This window comes from Bacillus sp. JK74 (genome assembly GCF_053663395.1).
Genome location: NZ_JBSJQB010000004.1, coordinates 147184 through 167076, shown reverse-complemented (window position 1 = coordinate 167076; position 19893 = coordinate 147184). Strand labels below are relative to the sequence as shown.

Sequence of the window (19893 nt, the reverse complement as noted above, 5' to 3'; positions counted from 1 at the left end):
CCTCCGGTTTTATCTTAATTGTCAGCAGACAAAGTGAGTCCCTATCTCCTCCTTTAATGATGATGATGGTCACGCGGATTCTCAGTTTGGGCCTGACAAAGAATCGTATTGTCGTGATTATGCGCAGCTGTTTCCATTTGAATGGTTACATGTGTAATGCCTTTATCTCCAAGTTCATGTTCAATTTTGCGTAAAATACTTTCACTTTCAGAAATGGTCAGCTGATCGTTAACAACAGCGTGGCAGGAAAGAGCATTCAATCCGCTTGTGATAGACCATATGTGCAAATCATGAATACTTTGAATTCCTTCTGTCTCTTCAATTGTATGAATGATGTCAGTGACATTGATATTTTCCGGAGTTCCTTCCATTAATACGTGAATGGAGTCTTTCGTCACATGGTAACCGCTTTTCAGAACAAGAATAGCCACAATGACACTGGCCGCTGGATCTGCCCAGCTCCACCCGAAGAAGATGATAAGGATCGCAGCCAGTATGGCACCTACAGATCCGAGCATGTCACTTATCACATGTAAGTAAGCTCCTCTAATGTTCAGGTTATTCTTTGTATCTCCGCCGTTCAGCATAATCCAAGCGACCAATATATTCACAGCTAACCCGATGATACTAATCGTCAGCATGCCGGTTGTTGCTACCTCCGGCGGATGAGAGAAACGTTTGATTGCTTCATAAATGATATAAAGGGAAATCAATATTAATGCAACACCGTTGATCACAGCTGCAAGAATCTCAAATCGTTTGTAGCCGAATGTCTTATGATGACTTGCCTTTTTTTCGGCCAATTTAAAAGCAATCAGAGCCACCATTAATGAGATTGAATCACTCAGCATATGGCCTGCATCTGACAAAAGCGCTAAACTATTGGTTAAAAATCCGCCTATCGCTTCTATTATCATATAACCTGTAATCATGATAAAAGAGATCAATAAAACCTTCTTATTGGATCCGCCAGCGTGATTGTGATTGTGACCCATAAAAATCTCCTCCTTATCTAATACACTGTATTTATTATTTCTTTTCTGCTATGAAGCATTCTAACACGGACACAAAAATAACATTATATGATTATGTGCTCATATATGAATATATAGGTTCTTTACTGAAATGTCAAAATATTTTCAATGAAAATGTTTCTTATCATTAGCTTAGCTTGGGAGGTTGCATTGCTATGAAGCCGCGGATTACAGCAATTACTTTAGGCGCAGACAATTTAGAAAAATCGCTGCACTTCTATCGGGATGGCTTGGGTCTGCCTACAGAAGGAACAGCCGGTACAGATTTGAACGACTTGCAAACGGGACGGAAACTTGCCCTTTGGGACCCAAAAACACCGCACATGAATCAAACGTTACGATAACTGATCCCGCTCATGATACTTTTTGTGGCGGATACGCCGTTCACTTCCAAGACCCCGACGGGCACTTGTGGGAAATCGTTTGGAATTCGCACTGGGATGCAAGTGAATAACCAAATTTTACAGCAACAATAAAAACACACCTGAATGTTCTGGTGTGTTTTTTATTTTGTTTCCCACAACGATCAACCTATTTATACGATGGCGGGATGCTTTGCGGAAAACGGAAGACATTTTCGGGATCATATTTCGCCTTTATTCTTTGAAGCCTTGCAAAGTTTGAGCCATAATATGCTTTTCCGAAGTTCTCGATATTTTGATCCGGAACATTCACATATGAACCTGTTACATATGGTTTCATCAGCTGACGCACTCTTTCAACTGATGCAAGATTCGAAGCTTCTTGTGATTTATTTTCCCAACTGGCCGTCCATTCCGTATAAAATAATGGACGGCGCCAATAGAAGGCTGTTTCACTGCTTGGAACTCTGCTTATCGCGCCGCCCCAATTGATAAAAAAGAAATTGGTTTCTGTCCCAGTCGCTTTTTCTAAAAATTGTCTCATTACTGCAATAGGTTCTTCCGGCCAAAGATTGAGCGCCCACGCCGATGAGAATTTAACACTCTGATCAGACCTGCCGGGAATCGGTTCGTCAGGATCTAAAAAATCTATACAATCCGGATAGTATAGTGTTTTGATTACTGTTTGTGCCGGCGTTCCGGCATTTAATAAAGGTTTTAATAATTGAATCAGCTCCGGTTTTGAACCGAGGAACAACCCTTCCGCATGGCACAAACCATTTACTTTGCTGTAAATCTCAAGGTAGCATCCTAATCGTTCGTCTGTAAACGGCGCCCATTTTTGCCACGCTTTAAATACCGTTTCTAACTGTTCCCACGGCCAAATGATATTAAAGACGGTTGCGGTTTTAGGGGCACGGTGAACTTTGAATGTATATTGGGTGTTATATCCGAAATTGCCTCCCCCGCCGCCTCTGGAAGCCCACAGTAAATCTTCATTGCGGGAATGATTTGCTTGAATGATCCTGCCTTTGGCATCTACCATTTTCAGTGCGAGAAGGTTATCACTTATCAGGCCGATCGATCGTGAAAGCACTCCAAATCCGCCTCCCATCGTGATTCCTCCGATTCCGACGGTTGGACTGTCTCCGAACGGGGCCATAAAACCTTCCCGAGCTAAACCTTTTACAAGCGGGCCGACGTGAATGCCGGTTTGAACGGTTGCTACCGCGTTTTTTTCATCTAAGAAAACTTTATTCATGTCACTCACATCAATAACAATCCCATCACTTACCGTGGAAAGATTTTTATCCAGAGCATGGCGGCCGCTTCTGACACGCAAAGGCACATTCTTCTCACGAGCCCATTTAATAGCATTACTTACATCGTATGAATTTTGTGCAAAAACAAAGACAAGCGGACAGACATCAACATAAGGGTTCCAATTCTTAACCGCCTGTGTATAGCCGGGGTCCCCTTTGAAGATGACACGTCCCGTTAACTGTGCTGATCCCATCTATTTCACTCCCAATAAGCATTTGATTCCGATACCAGTATATGCAGGAATTGGACAAATTCTTAGACAGGTGTTCTGCAAACTTAAAAATAGATACATATACGCGAAGATGAGAAAAAACAAAAAAAGACAAGAGCGGCAACCTGCCGAAACCCTTGTCTCTCCTGCCTTTTTATCATGATAGGCATTTACATTTATCGGCATGATATCCCGACCTGACTATGGAAGTCCATAGAACATTATGTTTGCCCTGCCATGCGTAGTTCTGCTGAGACACCGGCTGAGCAATCTTTCTGTTTGATCCCCCGACAAGAATCTTTTTCTTTATCGTTTTTGCACCCCTGTACGGATAAAATCAATACACATTGAAATTTATCTTTTACATGATGAAAAGCTCTTATTTTTTCTTCTTGTGCTTACGTTTGCAATCATGTTTTTTCTCTTTCTTATGACGTTTTTTACATTTCGCTTTGGCTGCTAATTTTGCCGCTTCTACCTTTGCTTCTGCTGCTGCTTTTGCTGCTTCTGCCGCTCTGGCTCTTGCTTCTTCCGCCCTTGCTATGGCTTCTTCCGCTCTGGCTCTCGCTTCTGCTTCTCTTGCCGCTTCCGCTCTTGCTGCGTCGTCCGCCATATCAAAATCATGACCAAGGTCACAGGCTTCATTGTATGGCTTTTTCTTCGGAACGTACTGTTGATCTTCACCTTCGTTATAATACATTACCGCCACTCCTTCTCTCATTTTTTAATCTCTACATACTATGTAAAGAAAGAACTGCAGCTTGGACTGGTATTTTGATGAACCGGCACATTTTTAGGGCAATTTTCATTTATCATTGCAACAGATTCTGGATGCTTGACTGATATTGACCGTATAAGAAAAGAAAAACATGTTTTTAAGGCACTTTCTATCATTAAAAGTGAATACAAGATTACTGCTCCCATCAAAGACTGCAAGTTCTACTAGACGTAAGAGTAACGGACACAAAAAAGACCAAGGGACTAAAACCCTTGGTCTTCTTAATGCGGCCGGGACTTAACGATAAATTAGTTTTCAAACTGTCCGAGTAAAAAAGGAAAGTTCTGTTCTTCCTTTTAGTCCCTAGCTTGATCTTCTGCAATTTTGAAACCGGCCATTTCGTTTACAAAGTATGGAAGATTATTATGGAGTGAAAACTTCATAAAAAAAGACAACTCCATCACATTGTGAAATGGAGCTGCTCTCTCTAACTAATCACTATTAATATACATCACGTTGATAACGTTTTTCTTTTTTCATGGCTGCCAGCTGTTCTTCAGCTTCCTCACGGCTCATGTTTCCTTCTTCTTCAATAATGGATATCAATGTTTCATGAACGTCTTTTGCCATATACTCCTTATCTCCGCAAATGTAGAAATAAGCTCCGTCTTGTAACCATTGATACACTTCCTTGCTGTTTTCGAGCATTTTATGTTGTACATATACTTTTTGTTCTGTATCACGAGAGAACGCTTTATCTACCTTTGTAAGTACGCCCTCTTCTTGATACTTCTCTAACTCGTCTTGATAAAGGAAATCGGTTGCTGAATACTGATCTCCAAAGAATAACCATGTTTTCCCGCTTACTTTATTTACTGCACGTTCCTCAATAAAGGAACGGAATGGCGCAATCCCTGTTCCTGGACCAACCATAATAATATCTGTTTCTTCCGATTCCGGCAGATGGAAGTGCTTATTGGGTTGGATGAAGATGGGAAGCGTATCCCCTTCTGCTGCACGTTCTGCACATTGAACCGAACAAACTCCTTTTCGATCCCTATCGTAAGAGTTATAACGTACAACGCCTATTGTTACATGTACTTCATTCGGATGTGCAGCTAAACTGCTGGCAATCGAGTAAAGACGCGGCGGGGTTTTTCTTAAAAGAGCTGTGATGTCTTGAGCAGAAGCTTTCCACGGACCAAATTCACGTAACAAATCCAGTAAATCGCGTCCATACATATATTCCTTTATTTGACTTGCATCTTCAGAAGTCACAAGTACTTTTAGCTCTTCACTTTCTGTGAATTCTGCTGCTTGTTGTAAAATTTTCTTCGTTAGTAACGTAATTTCGAAATAGGTTGTTAAGGCTTCCTTCAGCGGAAGCGTATCGCCTTTCTTATTAATCGTTATAACCTGTTCTCCGTCCCACTGCATTTCTGCCAGAAGTTCAGCTACTAATTCTGGATCATTTTCTGGTACGATACCCAGAGCATCACCTGGAACGTAAGAAAACCCTGAACCTTCTAAGGATAATTCAATATGTCTTGTTTCTTTATTAGAGCCCTCATGGTTTAAATTAATATTTTTGAGCACCTTTGCTGGAAAGGGGTTGTTTCTTGAATACTCTGGCATCTTTCATCTTCCTTTATTCGATATATAGTAGATTGTATAAACCTCAACTCTAAGTTTAACACTTTCAATGGGTGCGTTGATGGTTCACTTACTATAGCTTTTCTTAGGTTTTCATCCCTGTACTTATGAAGGCTTTACTCAAATTTAAGAGGATCTCCATCGAATGGTTCATCTGCCACTTTAATCGCTTCTGTTGGGCAGCCTTCGAAGGCTTCCATCAGATCGTCCTCCAGTACATCCGGCACCTCGGCTGTCCCTTGATTATGATCCGGAATAACAAAGGAAAGCCCTTCCTCATCATAATCATAAATATCCGGTGCTGCGGCTCCGCAAGCTCCGCATGCAATGCAAGTTTCTTTATCTACAATCGTGTACTTAGCCAACTTCGGCTCACCTCCGTCTCCTTTTGTATATCCTGCCCTCTATTGGATTTCTGCGTCCTGCATGTTGATGGATTATTGTTTTACAAGTACAGGAAAACTTCTTAGTCCATATACGGCACTGCTCTCGATTGGATCCAGAGTAAACCCTTCTGGAAGAGAGATAGAAGAATATTTTTTAATTAATGCCGTCATCGCAATATTTGCTTCCATACGTGCTAAAGGCGCTCCTAAACAAAAGTGAATTCCGTGCCCAAAAGCGATATGAGGATTTGGTTTACGATGAATATCAAACGTCGATGCATCTTTAAACTTATTTTCATCACGATTCGCTGAGCCAATCCATACAATAACCGTTTCACCTTTTCGCAACTGTTGACCGCCTATCTCTGTATCCCGTATCACCTTACGTCTGAGAACCTGTGCAGGTGAACGATAGCGTAAAGATTCTTCAACCATCGAAGGAATAAGAGACAAATCATTTCTTAGTTCATCGTAAACTCCTTCATTTTCCAATATACTAAAAACAGCATTTGTTAGGAGATTAGTTGTCGTCTCGTTTCCGGCTACTAATAAAAGGTTACAGAAAGGAATCAATTCTTTCTCCGATATTTTAAGAGTTTCTTCTTCTGCCCGTATAAGGATTGAAATAAGATCGTTGCTTAAATTTTTTCGTTTTTCCGCGATAATCGTTTGAAAGAATTCTTCTAATTCTCTTTCTGCTGTTTCTCGGGCAGTTAAAAATTCTTTCATGTCTTCCTCTTTACTGCTTTTTGGTGAACTGACTAAGACATCAGACCATTGTTTAAATTGATCCATATATTCAGAAGGTACGCCTAACAACTCAGAAATCACTATAATCGGAAGAGGATGGGCAAAGTCTTTATAAATATCGATTTTTTCTTTTCCATCCATACGCTGGATGAGTTCATCCGTAATCGCTTGAATGCGCGGCTCCCACTCCTTCATTACGCGCGGGGTAAAGCTTCGGTTAACAATCGATCTTATTTGAGTATGTTTAGGCGGATCTTGATTAATCAATGTTTTGCCGATGGAACCTTTATTTGTTGAAAAGTGACTTGAAAAGGTTTCTTTTTCACTGAGCACTCTTTTTATATCCTCGTAAAGAAAGACACTCCATATTCCTGTATTTTGATCATAGTAAACAGGAGACTCTTTTCTCATCTTTTCATACCAAGAAAAGGGATTATATGCATCAACTTTGTCCGCTCCTCCTTTAATGTCGTTTATCGGTAAAAATTGTTGACCTTTCATTTCTTTTTTCAATGTTAACACTCCTTTGATTAATACCCGCAGGTTGTGCGATTCTATGTTTTTTAGTTCTTGTCTATCTTAATAAAGAACCATTTCATCAAATTCAAAAGTATCTTTTACTTCAGCTTAAACATTCTATAAAGAATGCCATCAAACATGCGGTCAGATACTAGTTTTCTCAGTGTGATCAGAGGTTTTGCAAACTGTCCGGCTACATATCGAGTCCTTGGCTTTTTTGATTCAATCGCTCGTAAGACAATTTCTGCGATGACTTTTGGAGAAGTCGATTTTGGTGACCTTTTTGACATATCTACGAAGGCTTTTGTCATCTTTGCATATGCTGTATGACCAGAAGTTTTTTGAACGTTCTCTAAAGTAATATCGTTCCATTCACTCTCAATTGATCCTGGCTCAATAATCACTACATCTATCCCAAATTGAGCAACTTCAAAACGAAGACAATCAGAGTAGCCTTCCAATGCATGCTTTGTCGCATGATACCATGCACCTAATGGAGTATAAACTTTTCCGCCCATTGAGGAGTTATTAATGATCTTACCTGATCTTTGCTCTCTCATATGGGGTAATACTAATTGGGTTAAACGGCTTAGTCCGAAAAGGTTTACTTCAAACTGTCTTTTCGCTTCATCTAGCGGAACATCTTCTACAGCCCCATAAGAGCCATAGCCTGCATTATTAAATAACACATCGATTCTTCCTTGTTCCTGAATGATTCGGTTTACACCATCGATCATAGACTGTTCGTCTGTCACATCCATAGCTAAAATCTCTGCACCTTTTACTTCTAAGTCTTTCATCTTGTCTACACGTCTTGCCGCTCCATAAACAATATACCCTCGTTCTAGCAAGAGCTCCGCAGTCGCCTTCCCCATCCCTGCGGATGCCCCCGTAATTAAGACCACGCCTTTTTTATTCTGAGTCATACCGTCCATTCCTCCAGGAAGAGATTTGTTCGACCGATAAAATGTAACACATGTATCAAGATACACACTTGTATCACTCGTTAAGGTGAATTATAATGAATAGGAGAAGTTCAAGTCAATATATTGAGAACAAGTGATACATATTTGAGAATATGAGACATTTGTTTTGATAAGGAGATCATGATGAATGAATAACGAAAAAAGTAATAATCCTATTTCTATCCGTTCAAGGAAATGGATTATTGAAGCATTGTTAAAACTAATGGAAGAAAAGCCTTATGATAAGATTTCGATTAAGGAAATTTCAGATAGAGCCGGACTGGTACGAAAAACTTTTTATCGTAATTTTGACTCTAAAGAAGATGTGCTTTACGAATATATTTCAGGGTTAATGAAGGAGACTGAAAAAGCATTTGAATCTTTAGAATCACTCACGCCTTACTCCATGTCTTATGCCTACTTCGAGTTTTGGTATGAACATGTCGATTTTTTAAAGCTTATTTATAAAAATAATCTTTTTATTATGATTCTCAAGCACTTGAGAATATATGCACCTACTGTATTTGAAAAATTTAAAGCTCATGTAATGAAAGATTTTGATGATACGTTTTTAAAGTATTATAATGACTTCCATTCCGCAGGCATTTGGCACATGCTTGAAAAATGGATTGCCAGCGGCACCCAGGAAACCCCAAAGCAATTAGCTCAAATTTACTCTGATATTGCATTAAATAACCCTCATTTGAAGAGCTGATTAACTGTCATACGCCGATTCACAAAGTTTTCCTTATATCTTTATAATGAGGTGAAGGTCAAGGGACAGTTGTCTAAAAAAAAGACAGCTGTTTTTTAATGATTTGCAAGTAATCAACATTCTATAATCCTTAGCTAAAATATCTTATAAAGAATTCGACGGAAGAAAAGCGTTACAAATTACTTGCTGCTGAATAGTACGATTTGAATATTAGAGGCTGAAAAAGAATGTGAAACATTTAGAGGAATACGCCCCTGCGGTATTTTAGAAATTCAAAGCTGACTTAATGAAGGATTTTGAAGTATTATTATGAATTCGATTCTGCGGAATTTGACATACTTGAACAGTGGATCGATACGGAGAGAAAAGAAACACCAGAGCAGTCAGCGCAAATTTACATCAATTACAACAAAAGGTTCATAGACAGAAAAAGAGGAGTAAACACATCATAGTCTACTCCTCTTACTTCGTTTCTTTCCCATAATCCGGTGTTAAGCCTAAGCGATCCTGATTGCCATCGGCCGGTATATCATCAGCAAAAATTCCGACCGCTTTAAAATGCTGTTCCATCATTATCCCTCTCTCTTCTCAGTGTTCTCCTTTTTATAATGAGAGATTGTCTTGCCTGTCCATTTTTTAAAAGCTCTGGAAAATGAACTAGGGTCTGCGTATCCTACAAGATACGTGATCTCATTCATGTTTAAGCTATCATTTTGCACATAATTCAGCGCAAGCATTTTTTGTGTTGCTTGTAATTGTTGATTAAAGGCAGTACCCTCAGCACTTAAATTGCGCTGAAGCGTTCTAGGACTGACTCCTAATGAATGTGCAATCTCTTCTAATGAGAAGTTACCGCTAGGTATTGCTTGAAATAAGGCTGTCTGAACAGTACTTGAAAATGACCTTTGAGCTGAGAGCTCTGCGAGTTTATTTTTTAGTGCCGGCTCTAAATATTGCCACATGCTATTATTTTGGGTTAAAAATGGCCGATTTAAATCTTCCACTTTAAACACCAGCTGATTCTCTTCCCCTACTTCTGGCACAGCTCCCTCCTACATACCCTTCAATCTGTCCGCCATATTCAAATGGGCCGCTGATCGTGAGCGGGTTAATGTCCGCACCGCTTCCTGTCCTTAACAGACTAATCAAGAGCAGCTGTTCATTTAATAGCGCAAAGCGCGGAAGTTTCTGCTCAGGATAAATAAACGAAAAGTGAACACTAACCACCTCTTCGAGCGCTTGTACACGAATTGAAACAGGACCAATCAGCTGCTTGTAGGTGGCAAACCGGTGCAGTGCTTCTATACCATTTTGGGCAGACAGCGCTGCAAAAATAGGCGGCATAAACATGTTAATGTTTTTAACTTCGCTAAAAGCTAAAAGTTGCTCGTCCGTTACTAAAAGATCAAATTCATGTAATAAACGATAGTATTCTTGATCAGTAACGACAAGTTCCTCTTTCCAAAGTAAGTTTGGAATCCCCGCACGGCGCAATAAATCCTCCATAGAAAGTCCTAAGCTCAAAATAAATTCTTGAAATTGAGTAGTAATTGTTAACTTCATTTTAAAAACTTCTTTCTAAATTGATTAGCTTACGTTCTTCATCATAAATTTAAGGCTCTAACTGATAAAACAGTGTACATAAACACTGTTAGTTTTATACAAGGGCCAACTGAATAATGAATTTTTAGTTTTCTCTTGTGAAACAGCAATTGAAATGACCGGCAGTTTTATAGCATACTAGAAGAGCATTGATTTCTTATATCCGCAGCATCTGCCTTTATCGGCTGCTATGGGTAGTTCTTTTAATGCTGTAGTTATTAATAATCACCAATAGTATAGCAACAACTCATTTATTACCTTTCAAACGATTTAATTAATAACTTAGCAAGCTGTTTAGGGGATTGGTCAGGAAGCCAATGAGTTCCGTCTTCAATGATTTCAAAATTATATGAGCTGTTTACATAGTTCCCTGCCAATTCCGCACCCTTTCTTTCTAATGAAACATCTTTGTCTCCCCATATATGAGTGGTTGGAACATTTATGTTAAGTGCTTTTCCGAAGAAAGGCATTGCTCTGTACCAATTTATCCCCCCTTTTAACGCTCTCTCTTTAATCATTTCTTGTTCATACCTATTTACAAGTTCGTCATCCATCCCCCCATTTTTAAGCATTGTATTTCTCAAAGAGCGCATGTTGGTTAATAGGAATTCAGGTATAAGAGGTAACTGAAAAAAAGCATATACCAAGAATGGAAAGACTGTTTACTTAAAAACAGGGAACGAACAAATGCTTTAGGATGCGGTAAAGATACAGAAGTCCACGTCTTAATAAACTTGGGATATTTACCAGCAACAGTCCACCCAACGAAAGAACCCCAATCATGACCTACTAAATGAACGGGTCCTGTAATAAGCTGTTTGATTAGTTCAACAACATCCATTGCTAATTCTGACACTCTATAAGCATAACGTCCTTTTGGTCTGGCCTCTGGGGAATATCCTCGTTGATCCGGAGCAATTGTACGATATCCAGCTTTGTTTAATTCTTTCATTACGTTTGACCAAGATGAAGCCCTTTGTGGAAAGCCATGTAAAAGGACTGCAACTTCTCCATCTATTGGGCCTTTATCAATAACATTAAAAGTCAATCCATCACGTTTAAAGAAATTTATTCTTTTTACGTTATTCAAATCTATTTGCTCCAATTCTAATGATTTTGTTGATTGCTTTACTTTCACTGATCTATTTTTTCACTTTGAAAAATACGGATTTCGGTCATTAATAATGGTGCCATCCCAAGTCAGTCAGCTGGCATTCTTCATAATAAAATCAAATACTCTGTCCGGCAAAATAGTGTGCATGAACACTAATGGTTTTGCACCAAAACCTACTAAATAGCGAGTTTTAGGTCTTCTCTTATTTATCGCTTTTGAAATAGCATTTGAAATGACCGACGGATTTGAAAGCATATTAGATGAGTATTGTTTTCTCATACCCGCAGCAGCTTTCTTTGCGGCTGCTTCATAGGCTCCCCCATTTGCTGATTCTTCTAAGTGATCAGCGGCGATAAATCCCCAGTCTGTTTTTATTCCGCCTGGTTCAATCAACACAACATCAATGCCAAATTGTTTAACTTCCATTCGTAAAGCATCACTGAATCCTTCCAGCGCATATTTCGTCGCATGATACCATGCGCCCATGAAACTTGTCAGACGTCCACCCATTGAAGAAGTATTGATGATTCGACCTGATTGTTGTTGTCGCATATGCGGTAAAACAATCTGTGTCAGCCGGGCAAGACCAAAGAGATTTACCTCAAATTGGTTTTTTGCTTCTTCGATCTTAACATCCTCTACAGCACCATAAGAGCCATAACCGGCATTGTTGATTAATACATCGATTTTACCTTCAGCTTTGATGATTGTTTGAATGGCTTTTTGCATAGATTCTTCATTTGTTACGTCTAATTTTACTGCAACTACACCCACCGCAGATAATGGCTGGATTTTTTCTGCCCGTCTAGCAGCTCCGTATACTTTATGTCCTTGTTTTGCCAACACTTCCGCTGTATGATAGCCAATTCCGCTGCTTGCTCCAGTAATCAAAATAACTTTTTTATTCATATCTATCTTCCCCCCATTGAATTTATAGTGTAATCATACATTCCTATCATGAATAACTATATAGCTAAAGGCGTCAGTTTTTTGATAATACGCGCCATCTGAAGTTACAGAACTGTAAGGGTTTAGAAATAAAAATAGAAAAGCACGGCTTCTAATGGCTATTAGAATCAAACCAGTTTGTAATAAAATAAAAAATGGATACAATAAAGCCTAGGAGAACGAGAATATAATACTCAAAGAATAAATTGGATTTGTTTTACATCTGAAGCAGATATGAGAAGACAATAGCAAAGCCGTTTGGAGAGCATAAGCCGAGCTGACTGTCGTTAAGAGGAGTGAGAAAGGCGAACACGAAAGCGATTAGTTTTGAAGACTTAAACCGAATTGGAAGTGATCATATTGAGTGACAAAAAAGCTTTAGTCGTTGGAGCAACTGGTTTAGTTGGTACTAAACTAATCGAAATCCTCCTGAAAAACGAGTCATATAGTGAAATTATTGTATTGGCTAGAAAACCACTTGAGATAGAGCATGAAAAACTCAAAGTACTTAAAATTAATTTTGATCATTTAGAAGATGAGTATCCAGCCGAAGAGGTAACAGATGTATTTTGTTGTTTGGGTACAACAATAAAAAAAGCGAAATCAAAGGACCAGATGTATAAAGTTGATGTCGAATATCCATACCAGATAGCGACACTGGCAAAAAAGAATGGCTTAAGTCATTTTTTATTGGTGAGTGCTATGGGGGCAAATCCTAAATCGAACATGTTTTACACTCGAATAAAGGGCGAACTGGAGGACAAACTCTTATCTTTAAACCTACCTAAGCTTTCCGTATTTAGACCTTCATTATTAATCGCTGATCGAGAAGAATTCAGATTAGGTGAACTTATTGCTGTAAAATTAGTTAAATATACTTCATGGGCTTTTCCTCTATCCATTCAAGCTAAAATGGGCATAAAACCAAGTGTGGTTGCACATGCAATGAATCAATCCGCTCTTAGAGATAAGGAGCCTTTAATGATTTATGAATCTCGTGACATGATACAGATTGATAACAATTATCTCTCACAAAGAGTTAATTAAATATAAACATAACTGAATGTCAAGGTTAGTCGTTTCTCAAGTTGCTATGTATGAAACTTGTTTATGTTTACGCTATTGTTCCTCAAATGGTGAAAGTCTTTTGGTGATGCCCAAAAGCCGTCTTCGACGAGGAAGAGAAAACATTAACGCTTTCTGATCCAAAACGGATACAGCTTGTTGTTAAATGTTCCAATCCAACAACACGTTATGGAATGTGATGAGAAACGCTTAGGACATAGTTCCGTTTCTTTACAATGAATACTTAAGAACATCTTTTTCCTAATAAACCGACGGAAACTGCCGACCGCTTATTTTAAGTAACTGATGAGTTATAGTGAGCAAGACTTCCATAGCCGTATTTTCTACACAAAAAATAATACCAAAGGCCGTTAAACCCTTGGTATTATTGAGATGCGGCCGGGAGGACTTGTGCTTCACGGGTATTCCTCCACTGGGTCTTAAACATTATAATCATATCACTTGTTATGGACGTTTATTTTCATTGCGCTTTCCAGGAATGATAAAAAGGATGCTGCACGCTGCAGCATCCTTCTGTACCAACTTTTTATTGAACGATTGGAAAGTATTTTTTGGCTTTTAGTTTGCTTGCTGTGTTTGTTTTACTGGTTCTTTGCTAAAAAGTCCGACAATGTTCCACAAGATAATTGCAGCAGCTATGATTACACGAGCCGTACTGACTTCTTGGTTAGTAAACAATTTATAGCCATATATTGATCCCAATGCTGCTATGCAAAAAATATTGAACCATTTACTCCAACGCAATTAGAAAACTCCTTATAAAATGATTACATTTCCAAACAATGTATTATAATATCAACAAAATTTTTCAATATTTAACCTTAAATCATTCTTAATTGGTTTTCCTGATCATTGTCTCTAATGTCATTCGGTCTTTCGGAGTTTTGATCGTTTTTTGTTACAGGCTAGACCCAGACATCATTTTCAGCTGTTTGATCAGTTATTTCCTGCCCGGTATTCACAACACCTTTAGGTTCTACAAGCAAAATGTTACACTCTGATTCTGCATAAGGTTTATGTTCAACATTTTTCGGAATGACAAACATTTCACCTTCATTTAATTTTACTTCTCCATCACGAAATTCAATGATTAAATGTCCCTTAATAACAATAAAGACTTCATCTGTTTCGTCATGCTTATGCCAAACAAAATCCCCTTGTACTTTAACAAGTTTAAATTGATAATCATTCATTTCAGCGATTACTTTTGGAGACCATTGATCTTGGAACGCAGCTAATTTCTCTTGGAAATTAATCGGTTTATATTCCATTCTTTCCCCTTCCCGTGTAAAACTCAATCATTTTACTAGTCCCAAATTAAAGGCCTGTCAACCTCAGCAGTTCTGAGGTAGTCTAAAAGCTGACCCGTATGTACAGACTCATGGTAAGCGATTCTTAATAACATGTCTCCCAGTTCGCGAATATATCCAACATCAGACCTGTCAATCTTTATATTTGTTAAATCTGTTTCGTTTAACGATTTGATGAATGACAAAAACTCGGCCCGATACGGTTTTGCGAATTCTAATTCTTCGGTTACTGTGGTAAACGTTTTTGATTCATACGGGTTTTCGGATTCCTCTGAAGACTCATTCATTTGTTTTAGTAAAATGTGATGATAAAGAAATTCCGCTTCTAATACATGTCTTATCATTTCCTTGCACGACATTGCTTCGGAATCCGGGCGCCAGTCCATTTTTTCCTCAGGTACAGCTGTCCATAACTTGATGCTTCGCCGTCTTACCTCTTCAAAATGTAAAACAATAAGGTCAATTGTATTCAAGTATTTTCCCCCTTTTATTTTTAAATAATAATTCTCCTTCTTCACGGAAAAAACCTCTTCAAATAAAAAACATATCCTTTCCCGACTCGCTGGATTGATAATCAAACCATTTTTAAGATAAGAAGATATTCATTCATCCATACAATAGACTCTGGCTGAACATATACTGAATGATAGTTTTCATCAGAAAGGAGAAATCAGCTTTGGCAAAATATCGGATCATGACCTTTGACGGGGGCGGTACATTAGGTGCTTTAAGTTTACAACTATTGAACAGACTGGCTGAAGAAAATCCGGCATTAATAAGCCGAACCCATGTATTTGCGGGAAATTCAATCGGTTCATTTACTGCCCTGGCACTAGCAAGCGGAAGATCTCCGAGGGAAACACTTCAGTATTTTGAGGATGAAATCCTGCCCACATTCAGCACTTCCCGGCCGGGCGGACCTGTTTTCAATCAGCAATTACCATATTCCGGTTTTATTAAAGCGGTACGAAACTTTTTCCCGCCAGGCCTTCGTCTTAAAGATGTAAGAAAACGAATTGTTGTCCCTTCATTCAAATTATACTCCCCGGCACTGGATCGTTGGACGCCCGTATTATTTCACAACTTTCCCGGCTCTCCCTATTTAAATGAGAAAGTGAGTGATGTCATACTGCGGAGCAGCGGTGCTCCCGCGACACAGCGCGCCTATCAAAACTACGTGGACGGATATGTAGTGGCAACGAACCCCAGTACGGCCAGTATCGCGTTTGCGGTTGGTAAAGCCAACGTGCCATTGGATCAAATTGCGGCGCTATCCATCGGGACAGGTGAAGCCCCGACTCGGTTAAGAAGAGATACGAGGGGATGGGGAATGGTAAGTGCGGATAACATACGTCCCGAAAATCTGAAGAACCTTCCTCCAAATTGGGGAGTCCTTTTGGACAGGTCGCCTAATGAACCTTTACTGCCATTTCTTCAGATGATCTCCGGCGGAAATGGCTACTATGAATCCATGGTCAGCGCGAATCTGCTGGGAGATCGCTTTTTCCGGTTAGATCCGCGGATTCCTAACTTCTCCAAAACAGACCCTTCCGTGGTTCCCGCTGTCATTGAAATTGCGAACAAAACCAACTTACAGCCTGCGAATACATTTATAGAGAAAAACTGGAACGACAGCGCTAAATAAGCAAGAAGTTTACATCATCATACAATGAACAAAAAATACCAAGGGACTCAAACCCTTGGTATTTTTAATGCGGCTGAGAGGATTTGGACCTTCACGGGGTATTCACACGCTGGGATACTGTTTCATTTGAAGCTGAATCGGTCGGTTTTTGCTCTTTTTTTATTTTCACCGTTTCAGGCAGTAAGAAAGTAAATATTGCCGCTCCCAACAAAATAATAATTGAGAAATAAAAAGAAAGATCATAGTTACCCATTTCACTATAGAGAAAACCCGGTACATAAGCTCCCAGCGCTGATCCTATCTGATGGCTCAGGAATAACCAGCCTAAAATAAAACCAACTGAATATTGTTTAAAATATTGCGTGGCTAACATTTGAGTAGGGGCTACAGTTGCAAAATCAACTAGTCCAAACAGGGTGGCAAAAATAAGTAATATGACCGGATGATGACTATATAACAGGATACAAATTGATAATGCGCGTATGGCATATAAAAGAATAAGCATCTTTTTACTGCTCCAACGGTCTGCCGCAATTCCTGAAATGATTATCCCCAATATATTAAATCCCGCCAATACACTAACTGCGGCACTGGTTACACTTGTTGAAAATCCATGGTCATGAGAAAAAGGGATAAGGTGAGTATCCATCAGCCCTGTAGTTGTAAAACCGCATATAGCAAAAGGTAATATTAAAAACCAGAATTGTTTCTTGCAAAACACAGCCCAAACAGAAAAGCGGGCCGTATGCTGTTCACTTTCAGCTCCTGCTTTCATAAAACCGCCCATAGGAGATAACCCCATCTCGCCGGGATGATTCCGTAAAAATAACAGTATGACAGGAAACACAATAACCATTAAAAGCAGACCCAAAATCACTACAGTTAACTTCCAGTTAAACCATTGAATCAAAATAAGAGAGCCGGGAACAAGAAGCATCTGACCAGCGCCAAACCCTGCCTCCATAATTCCAAAAGCAAGTCCGCGTTTTTCATTAAACCAATTTGTAACAACAACTGTTGCGGCTACATTGGATGCCCCTCCGACACCGACTGAGATAACAATTCCGTAAAGGATAAATAATTGCCATGGATGATTTACAAAAGAAGTCAATATAAAGCTAATCCCGACTACGAAAGTGCTGACTGACAAAATCATTCGGGGACCTAATTTATCAACCAGCCTCCCTATTATGGGCTGAGATATGCCATATATGATAAAACTCAGAGTGGAAATAAGTGAGATTGTTCCTCTATTCATAGAAAAATCTTTTTCCCATGGTTCAACAAAAGCTCCAAATGAAAGACGCGCGCCTTGAACTGCTAAAAAGGTAAAAAAAGTGACAAACACAATGATCCATGCATAGTGATATTTTACTCTCATCTATCTCCCCCCACTTTTATTTATAATTCCAAATCCCAGCGCTCTTCTATTAAATTTGATCCCCATAAAGGTTTTTCTTCATGAATTTCTGTAATTTCGAATCCATTCTTTTTATACAATGGCCGGGCTGTTGACATGTCTCTTACCGTCCAAAGAAATATACGCTCGTATCCATTTTCTTTACAATATTGAACAAGTGCCTTAATCAGACGGCTGCCGACACCTTTTCTTTGAAATGACGGATCGACTAAGAACCACCTTAACTGACCTGTTTTTTCATCGTCATTCACTAAGCCGATACAACCCGCAAATTGATTCCCGCTTTCTGCCACCCATATTTTTTCAATATCCGCTTTAAACGTATCGTGAAGATAGGATAAAAATGTTTCATCCCAGCCATGGGATTCGGCATAAAATAACCGCTGTTTCTCAATTATGTTTTTGACATCCTCTGAAGTATAATAGTCTCTTATTGAAATCGGAGATTCTTTATCATAAAAAGAATGCTGCAAAATGTTTTGAATGATTTCCATTGAATGTACAAGTTTTTCTTGTTCCTCTTTGTCTATGCGTTCAAGGATATATTCAACTTGCTGATTAGCTTTTTTCTCCAGGCTTTTATAAATACTTTTCCCTGACTCGGTGACATAAAGGAAATGGTTGCGTCCGTCTTCTCTGCATTTTTGCTTGTATATGAAGCCTTCTTCTTCAAATTTTCTGATAATTCTGCTTACATATCCTCTGTCCAGGTCTAACCTTTCTTGAATGATTTTTGCTGTACAATCGGGCGTATTATAAATTTCGTATAAAATCCTGGTTTCCGTTAAAGAGAATGGACTGTCATAAATATGTTCATTTAGAAAACCCAAAACATCTGTATAAAATCTATTAAATTGTCTGAATGCCAAAACACGTTTTGTTTCCAAATTGGATGAACCTCCTCCAAAAGATTGACTTAAGCAACTTTTTCCATCGTAATCGAAACAGTTGCTTGAGTCAACTATTAATTTTCATCCCCTTTCAATTTGATGATTTTCTTACCGTAAAAAAACACATTGAAAATAAACGACACTGTTACATCGGAAAACAATTACGTACCGGGATACATTCTTTTGACGTTAATATGGACATACAAAAAGTCGCTTCCCATTACGTAAATAAAGCGACTTTTTAGATTTGATTTTCAAGTTCCTTTTACAAATTTTGAAAAGACCATTGACTATTCAGTTGTACTGTATTAAGTTTAACTATATAGTCGAACTGAATAGAGGATGAGGATATGAAACATAAATTATTACCGCTGTCTGAAACCATGCATTATATTTTATTAGCTCTGCGTGAGCCGCTTCATGGCTATGCCGCCATGCAGAAGATCGAAAAGATGAGTAACGGAACTGTTATTTTAGCGGCCGGCACATTATACGGCGCGATTGAAAACTTGAATAAGCATGGCTGGATTGAGCCTGTTGGAGAATCAGGCCGGAGAAAAGTCTATAAGATAACTGCGGAAGGAAGCGCCATTTTGAAGATGGAACAAAACAGGTTACTGCATATTTTATCCCTGCACGAAGGAAGTGAATCGAATGAAGAAATTTAAGATGTTTTTTGATATTGAAAAAGAGGAGCAATGGCTGAACGAGCAATTACAAAAAGGCTATCGCTGTACAAATATCAGCGGATTAGGAATATACACTTTCGAAAAAACCGACAAAAAATATGTGATGAGACTGGATTATCAAGATTATTTATCAAAGAAAAAATTTAAAGATTACAAAGAGATCTATGAAGACTTCGGCTGGAGTTATATAAATGGCCCTTGGGGGCTTGGAACTCGATATTGGCAAAAAGAAGATGATGATCAAAATGAAATCTTCTCGGATCGCCAGTCAAAGAGTAATTATTATAAAAGACTAATGAGTTTTTCATCTTGTTTTGGGTTACTGTGCTTGTTTTATTGTAATATGATTTACACGAATTCAGGTTTGTATTTAGCTGAAGGTCTGTGGAGTATGGAAGGCGCAATGTTTTGGAAGGCATTTTTATTTGAAACTCCATTTGCCCTTTTGAGGTCGCTTCCCGCCCTTATGGCTGTTCTATTTGGCTGCAGTTTCTATAAAGCTTATCGAAAGTATTCAATGTTAAAAGAACAATAACGCGGGGAAGTTACATTC

At 38.8% G+C, this 19893-nt stretch carries 22 protein-coding genes and 1 pseudogene; 6 read left to right on the top strand and 17 right to left on the bottom strand.

Annotated elements, in window-relative coordinates; genetic code table 11:
• Positions 1-53 precede the first annotated feature (53 nt).
• Complete coding sequence (locus tag ACWJJ5_RS14065; RefSeq protein WP_146276178.1) at positions 54-995, bottom strand: cation diffusion facilitator family transporter; 942 nt, start codon at positions 993-995, stop codon at positions 54-56.
• Between the two features lie 194 nt (positions 996-1189).
• Here ACWJJ5_RS14065 and ACWJJ5_RS14060 point away from each other — a divergent pair.
• Positions 1190-1488, top strand: a pseudogene (locus ACWJJ5_RS14060) (VOC family protein).
• 77 nt (positions 1489-1565) lie between these two features.
• On the opposite strand, the gene ACWJJ5_RS14055 reads toward ACWJJ5_RS14060, so the two are convergent.
• From ACWJJ5_RS14055 to ACWJJ5_RS14030, 6 genes are all read right to left on the bottom strand, one after another.
• Positions 1566-2912: an FAD-binding oxidoreductase gene (locus ACWJJ5_RS14055; protein ID WP_070081415.1), complete on the bottom strand. Its 1347-nt coding sequence runs from the start codon at positions 2910-2912 to the stop codon at positions 1566-1568.
• Between the two features lie 397 nt (positions 2913-3309).
• On the bottom strand, positions 3310-3630 hold the full coding sequence (locus ACWJJ5_RS14050) for a hypothetical protein (RefSeq protein WP_070081414.1): 321 nt from the start codon (positions 3628-3630) through the stop codon (positions 3310-3312).
• Positions 3631-4149: 519 nt separating this feature from the next.
• The gene (locus ACWJJ5_RS14045; RefSeq protein ID WP_454022479.1) at positions 4150-5283 is read right to left on the bottom strand and encodes a diflavin oxidoreductase; all 1134 of its coding nucleotides are present in this window, start codon (positions 5281-5283) and stop codon (positions 4150-4152) included.
• Between the two features lie 134 nt (positions 5284-5417).
• Positions 5418-5666: a ferredoxin gene (locus tag ACWJJ5_RS14040; RefSeq protein WP_049627962.1), complete on the bottom strand. Its 249-nt coding sequence runs from the start codon at positions 5664-5666 to the stop codon at positions 5418-5420.
• Between the two features lie 72 nt (positions 5667-5738).
• Entirely contained in the window at positions 5739-6938 is a 1200-nt protein-coding gene (locus ACWJJ5_RS14035; RefSeq protein ID WP_049628794.1) for a cytochrome P450, read from the bottom strand.
• A 116-nt stretch (positions 6939-7054) separates the two neighbouring features.
• Positions 7055-7882, bottom strand: coding sequence for an oxidoreductase (locus ACWJJ5_RS14030; protein ID WP_173613263.1), 828 nt, complete (start codon positions 7880-7882; stop codon positions 7055-7057).
• 187 nt (positions 7883-8069) lie between these two features.
• On the opposite strand from ACWJJ5_RS14030, the gene ACWJJ5_RS14025 reads away from it, so the two are divergent.
• Positions 8070-8636, top strand: a complete 567-nt coding sequence (locus tag ACWJJ5_RS14025) for a TetR/AcrR family transcriptional regulator (RefSeq protein WP_049627960.1) — start codon at positions 8070-8072, stop codon at positions 8634-8636.
• Between the two features lie 572 nt (positions 8637-9208).
• Here the strand turns inward: ACWJJ5_RS14025 and ACWJJ5_RS14020 are convergent.
• The 5 genes from ACWJJ5_RS14020 to ACWJJ5_RS14000 all read right to left on the bottom strand — a co-directional run bounded on the left by ACWJJ5_RS14020 (position 9209) and on the right by ACWJJ5_RS14000 (position 12261).
• Positions 9209-9679: a helix-turn-helix domain-containing protein gene (locus ACWJJ5_RS14020; RefSeq protein WP_454022478.1), complete on the bottom strand. Its 471-nt coding sequence runs from the start codon at positions 9677-9679 to the stop codon at positions 9209-9211.
• On the bottom strand, positions 9642-10199 hold the full coding sequence (locus ACWJJ5_RS14015; RefSeq protein WP_454022477.1) for an AraC family transcriptional regulator ligand-binding domain-containing protein: 558 nt from the start codon (positions 10197-10199) through the stop codon (positions 9642-9644). Before ACWJJ5_RS14015 ends, ACWJJ5_RS14020 begins: the two co-directional genes overlap by 38 nt.
• A gap of 293 nt (positions 10200-10492) precedes the next feature.
• Complete coding sequence (locus ACWJJ5_RS14010) at positions 10493-10792, bottom strand: alpha/beta fold hydrolase (protein ID WP_156524396.1); 300 nt, start codon at positions 10790-10792, stop codon at positions 10493-10495.
• 44 nt (positions 10793-10836) lie between these two features.
• Positions 10837-11328: an alpha/beta fold hydrolase gene (locus ACWJJ5_RS14005; protein WP_049627957.1), complete on the bottom strand. Its 492-nt coding sequence runs from the start codon at positions 11326-11328 to the stop codon at positions 10837-10839.
• A gap of 114 nt (positions 11329-11442) precedes the next feature.
• Positions 11443-12261: an oxidoreductase gene (locus ACWJJ5_RS14000; protein WP_049627956.1), complete on the bottom strand. Its 819-nt coding sequence runs from the start codon at positions 12259-12261 to the stop codon at positions 11443-11445.
• 399 nt (positions 12262-12660) lie between these two features.
• Here ACWJJ5_RS14000 and ACWJJ5_RS13995 point away from each other — a divergent pair, with 399 nt between their 5' ends.
• Entirely contained in the window at positions 12661-13347 is a 687-nt protein-coding gene (locus ACWJJ5_RS13995) for an NAD(P)H-binding protein (protein WP_049627955.1), read from the top strand.
• A 597-nt stretch (positions 13348-13944) separates the two neighbouring features.
• Here ACWJJ5_RS13995 and ACWJJ5_RS13990 read toward each other — a convergent pair.
• The 3 genes from ACWJJ5_RS13990 to ACWJJ5_RS13980 form a co-directional block, all read right to left on the bottom strand.
• On the bottom strand, positions 13945-14130 hold the full coding sequence (locus ACWJJ5_RS13990) for a hypothetical protein (RefSeq protein ID WP_015388652.1): 186 nt from the start codon (positions 14128-14130) through the stop codon (positions 13945-13947).
• 161 nt (positions 14131-14291) lie between these two features.
• A complete protein-coding gene (locus tag ACWJJ5_RS13985) occupies positions 14292-14657 on the bottom strand; it encodes a cupin domain-containing protein (RefSeq protein WP_454022476.1) in 366 nt (121 codons plus the stop codon).
• Positions 14658-14692: 35 nt separating this feature from the next.
• The gene (locus ACWJJ5_RS13980; RefSeq protein ID WP_070082684.1) at positions 14693-15169 is read right to left on the bottom strand and encodes a DinB family protein; all 477 of its coding nucleotides are present in this window, start codon (positions 15167-15169) and stop codon (positions 14693-14695) included.
• Positions 15170-15372: 203 nt separating this feature from the next.
• On the opposite strand from ACWJJ5_RS13980, the gene cotR reads away from it, so the two are divergent.
• The gene (gene cotR / locus ACWJJ5_RS13975) at positions 15373-16341 is read left to right on the top strand and encodes a sporulation hydrolase CotR (protein WP_454022475.1); all 969 of its coding nucleotides are present in this window, start codon (positions 15373-15375) and stop codon (positions 16339-16341) included.
• A 91-nt stretch (positions 16342-16432) separates the two neighbouring features.
• Here the strand turns inward: cotR and ACWJJ5_RS13970 are convergent, their stop codons facing one another.
• Complete coding sequence (locus ACWJJ5_RS13970; protein WP_454022474.1) at positions 16433-17722, bottom strand: MFS transporter; 1290 nt, start codon at positions 17720-17722, stop codon at positions 16433-16435.
• Between the two features lie 20 nt (positions 17723-17742).
• The gene (locus tag ACWJJ5_RS13965; protein ID WP_102422365.1) at positions 17743-18648 is read right to left on the bottom strand and encodes a bifunctional helix-turn-helix transcriptional regulator/GNAT family N-acetyltransferase; all 906 of its coding nucleotides are present in this window, start codon (positions 18646-18648) and stop codon (positions 17743-17745) included.
• Between the two features lie 353 nt (positions 18649-19001).
• Here ACWJJ5_RS13965 and ACWJJ5_RS13960 point away from each other — a divergent pair, with 353 nt between their 5' ends.
• Complete coding sequence (locus ACWJJ5_RS13960) at positions 19002-19319, top strand: PadR family transcriptional regulator (protein WP_014304415.1); 318 nt, start codon at positions 19002-19004, stop codon at positions 19317-19319.
• Complete coding sequence (locus tag ACWJJ5_RS13955; RefSeq protein ID WP_369614651.1) at positions 19306-19875, top strand: DUF2812 domain-containing protein; 570 nt, start codon at positions 19306-19308, stop codon at positions 19873-19875. Before ACWJJ5_RS13960 ends, ACWJJ5_RS13955 begins: the two co-directional genes overlap by 14 nt.
• The last annotated feature ends 18 nt before the right edge of the window (positions 19876-19893 follow it).

Excerpts from the sequence above, each read along its gene's own strand:
- ACWJJ5_RS14025 (WP_049627960.1), top strand. The coding sequence starts at position 8,070 with ATGAATAACGAAAAAAGTAATAATCCTATTTCTATCCGTTCAAGGAAA.
- ACWJJ5_RS13955 (WP_369614651.1), top strand. The coding sequence starts at position 19,306 with ATGAAGAAATTTAAGATGTTTTTTGATATTGAAAAAGAGGAGCAATGG.
- ACWJJ5_RS14000 (WP_049627956.1), bottom strand. The coding sequence starts at position 12,261 with ATGAATAAAAAAGTTATTTTGATTACTGGAGCAAGCAGCGGAATTGGC.
- ACWJJ5_RS13970 (WP_454022474.1), bottom strand. The coding sequence starts at position 17,722 with ATGAGAGTAAAATATCACTATGCATGGATCATTGTGTTTGTCACTTTT.
- ACWJJ5_RS13960 (WP_014304415.1), top strand. The coding sequence starts at position 19,002 with ATGAAACATAAATTATTACCGCTGTCTGAAACCATGCATTATATTTTA.
- ACWJJ5_RS13985 (WP_454022476.1), bottom strand. The coding sequence starts at position 14,657 with ATGGAATATAAACCGATTAATTTCCAAGAGAAATTAGCTGCGTTCCAA.
- ACWJJ5_RS14030 (WP_173613263.1), bottom strand. The coding sequence starts at position 7,882 with ATGACTCAGAATAAAAAAGGCGTGGTCTTAATTACGGGGGCATCCGCA.
- ACWJJ5_RS14015 (WP_454022477.1), bottom strand. The coding sequence starts at position 10,199 with ATGAAGTTAACAATTACTACTCAATTTCAAGAATTTATTTTGAGCTTA.
- ACWJJ5_RS14055 (WP_070081415.1), bottom strand. The coding sequence starts at position 2,912 with ATGGGATCAGCACAGTTAACGGGACGTGTCATCTTCAAAGGGGACCCC.
- ACWJJ5_RS14050 (WP_070081414.1), bottom strand. The coding sequence starts at position 3,630 with ATGTATTATAACGAAGGTGAAGATCAACAGTACGTTCCGAAGAAAAAG.
- ACWJJ5_RS14065 (WP_146276178.1), bottom strand. The coding sequence starts at position 995 with ATGGGTCACAATCACAATCACGCTGGCGGATCCAATAAGAAGGTTTTA.
- ACWJJ5_RS14045 (WP_454022479.1), bottom strand. The coding sequence starts at position 5,283 with ATGCCAGAGTATTCAAGAAACAACCCCTTTCCAGCAAAGGTGCTCAAA.
- ACWJJ5_RS14035 (WP_049628794.1), bottom strand. The coding sequence starts at position 6,938 with ATGAAAGGTCAACAATTTTTACCGATAAACGACATTAAAGGAGGAGCG.
- ACWJJ5_RS14010 (WP_156524396.1), bottom strand. The coding sequence starts at position 10,792 with ATGGATGACGAACTTGTAAATAGGTATGAACAAGAAATGATTAAAGAG.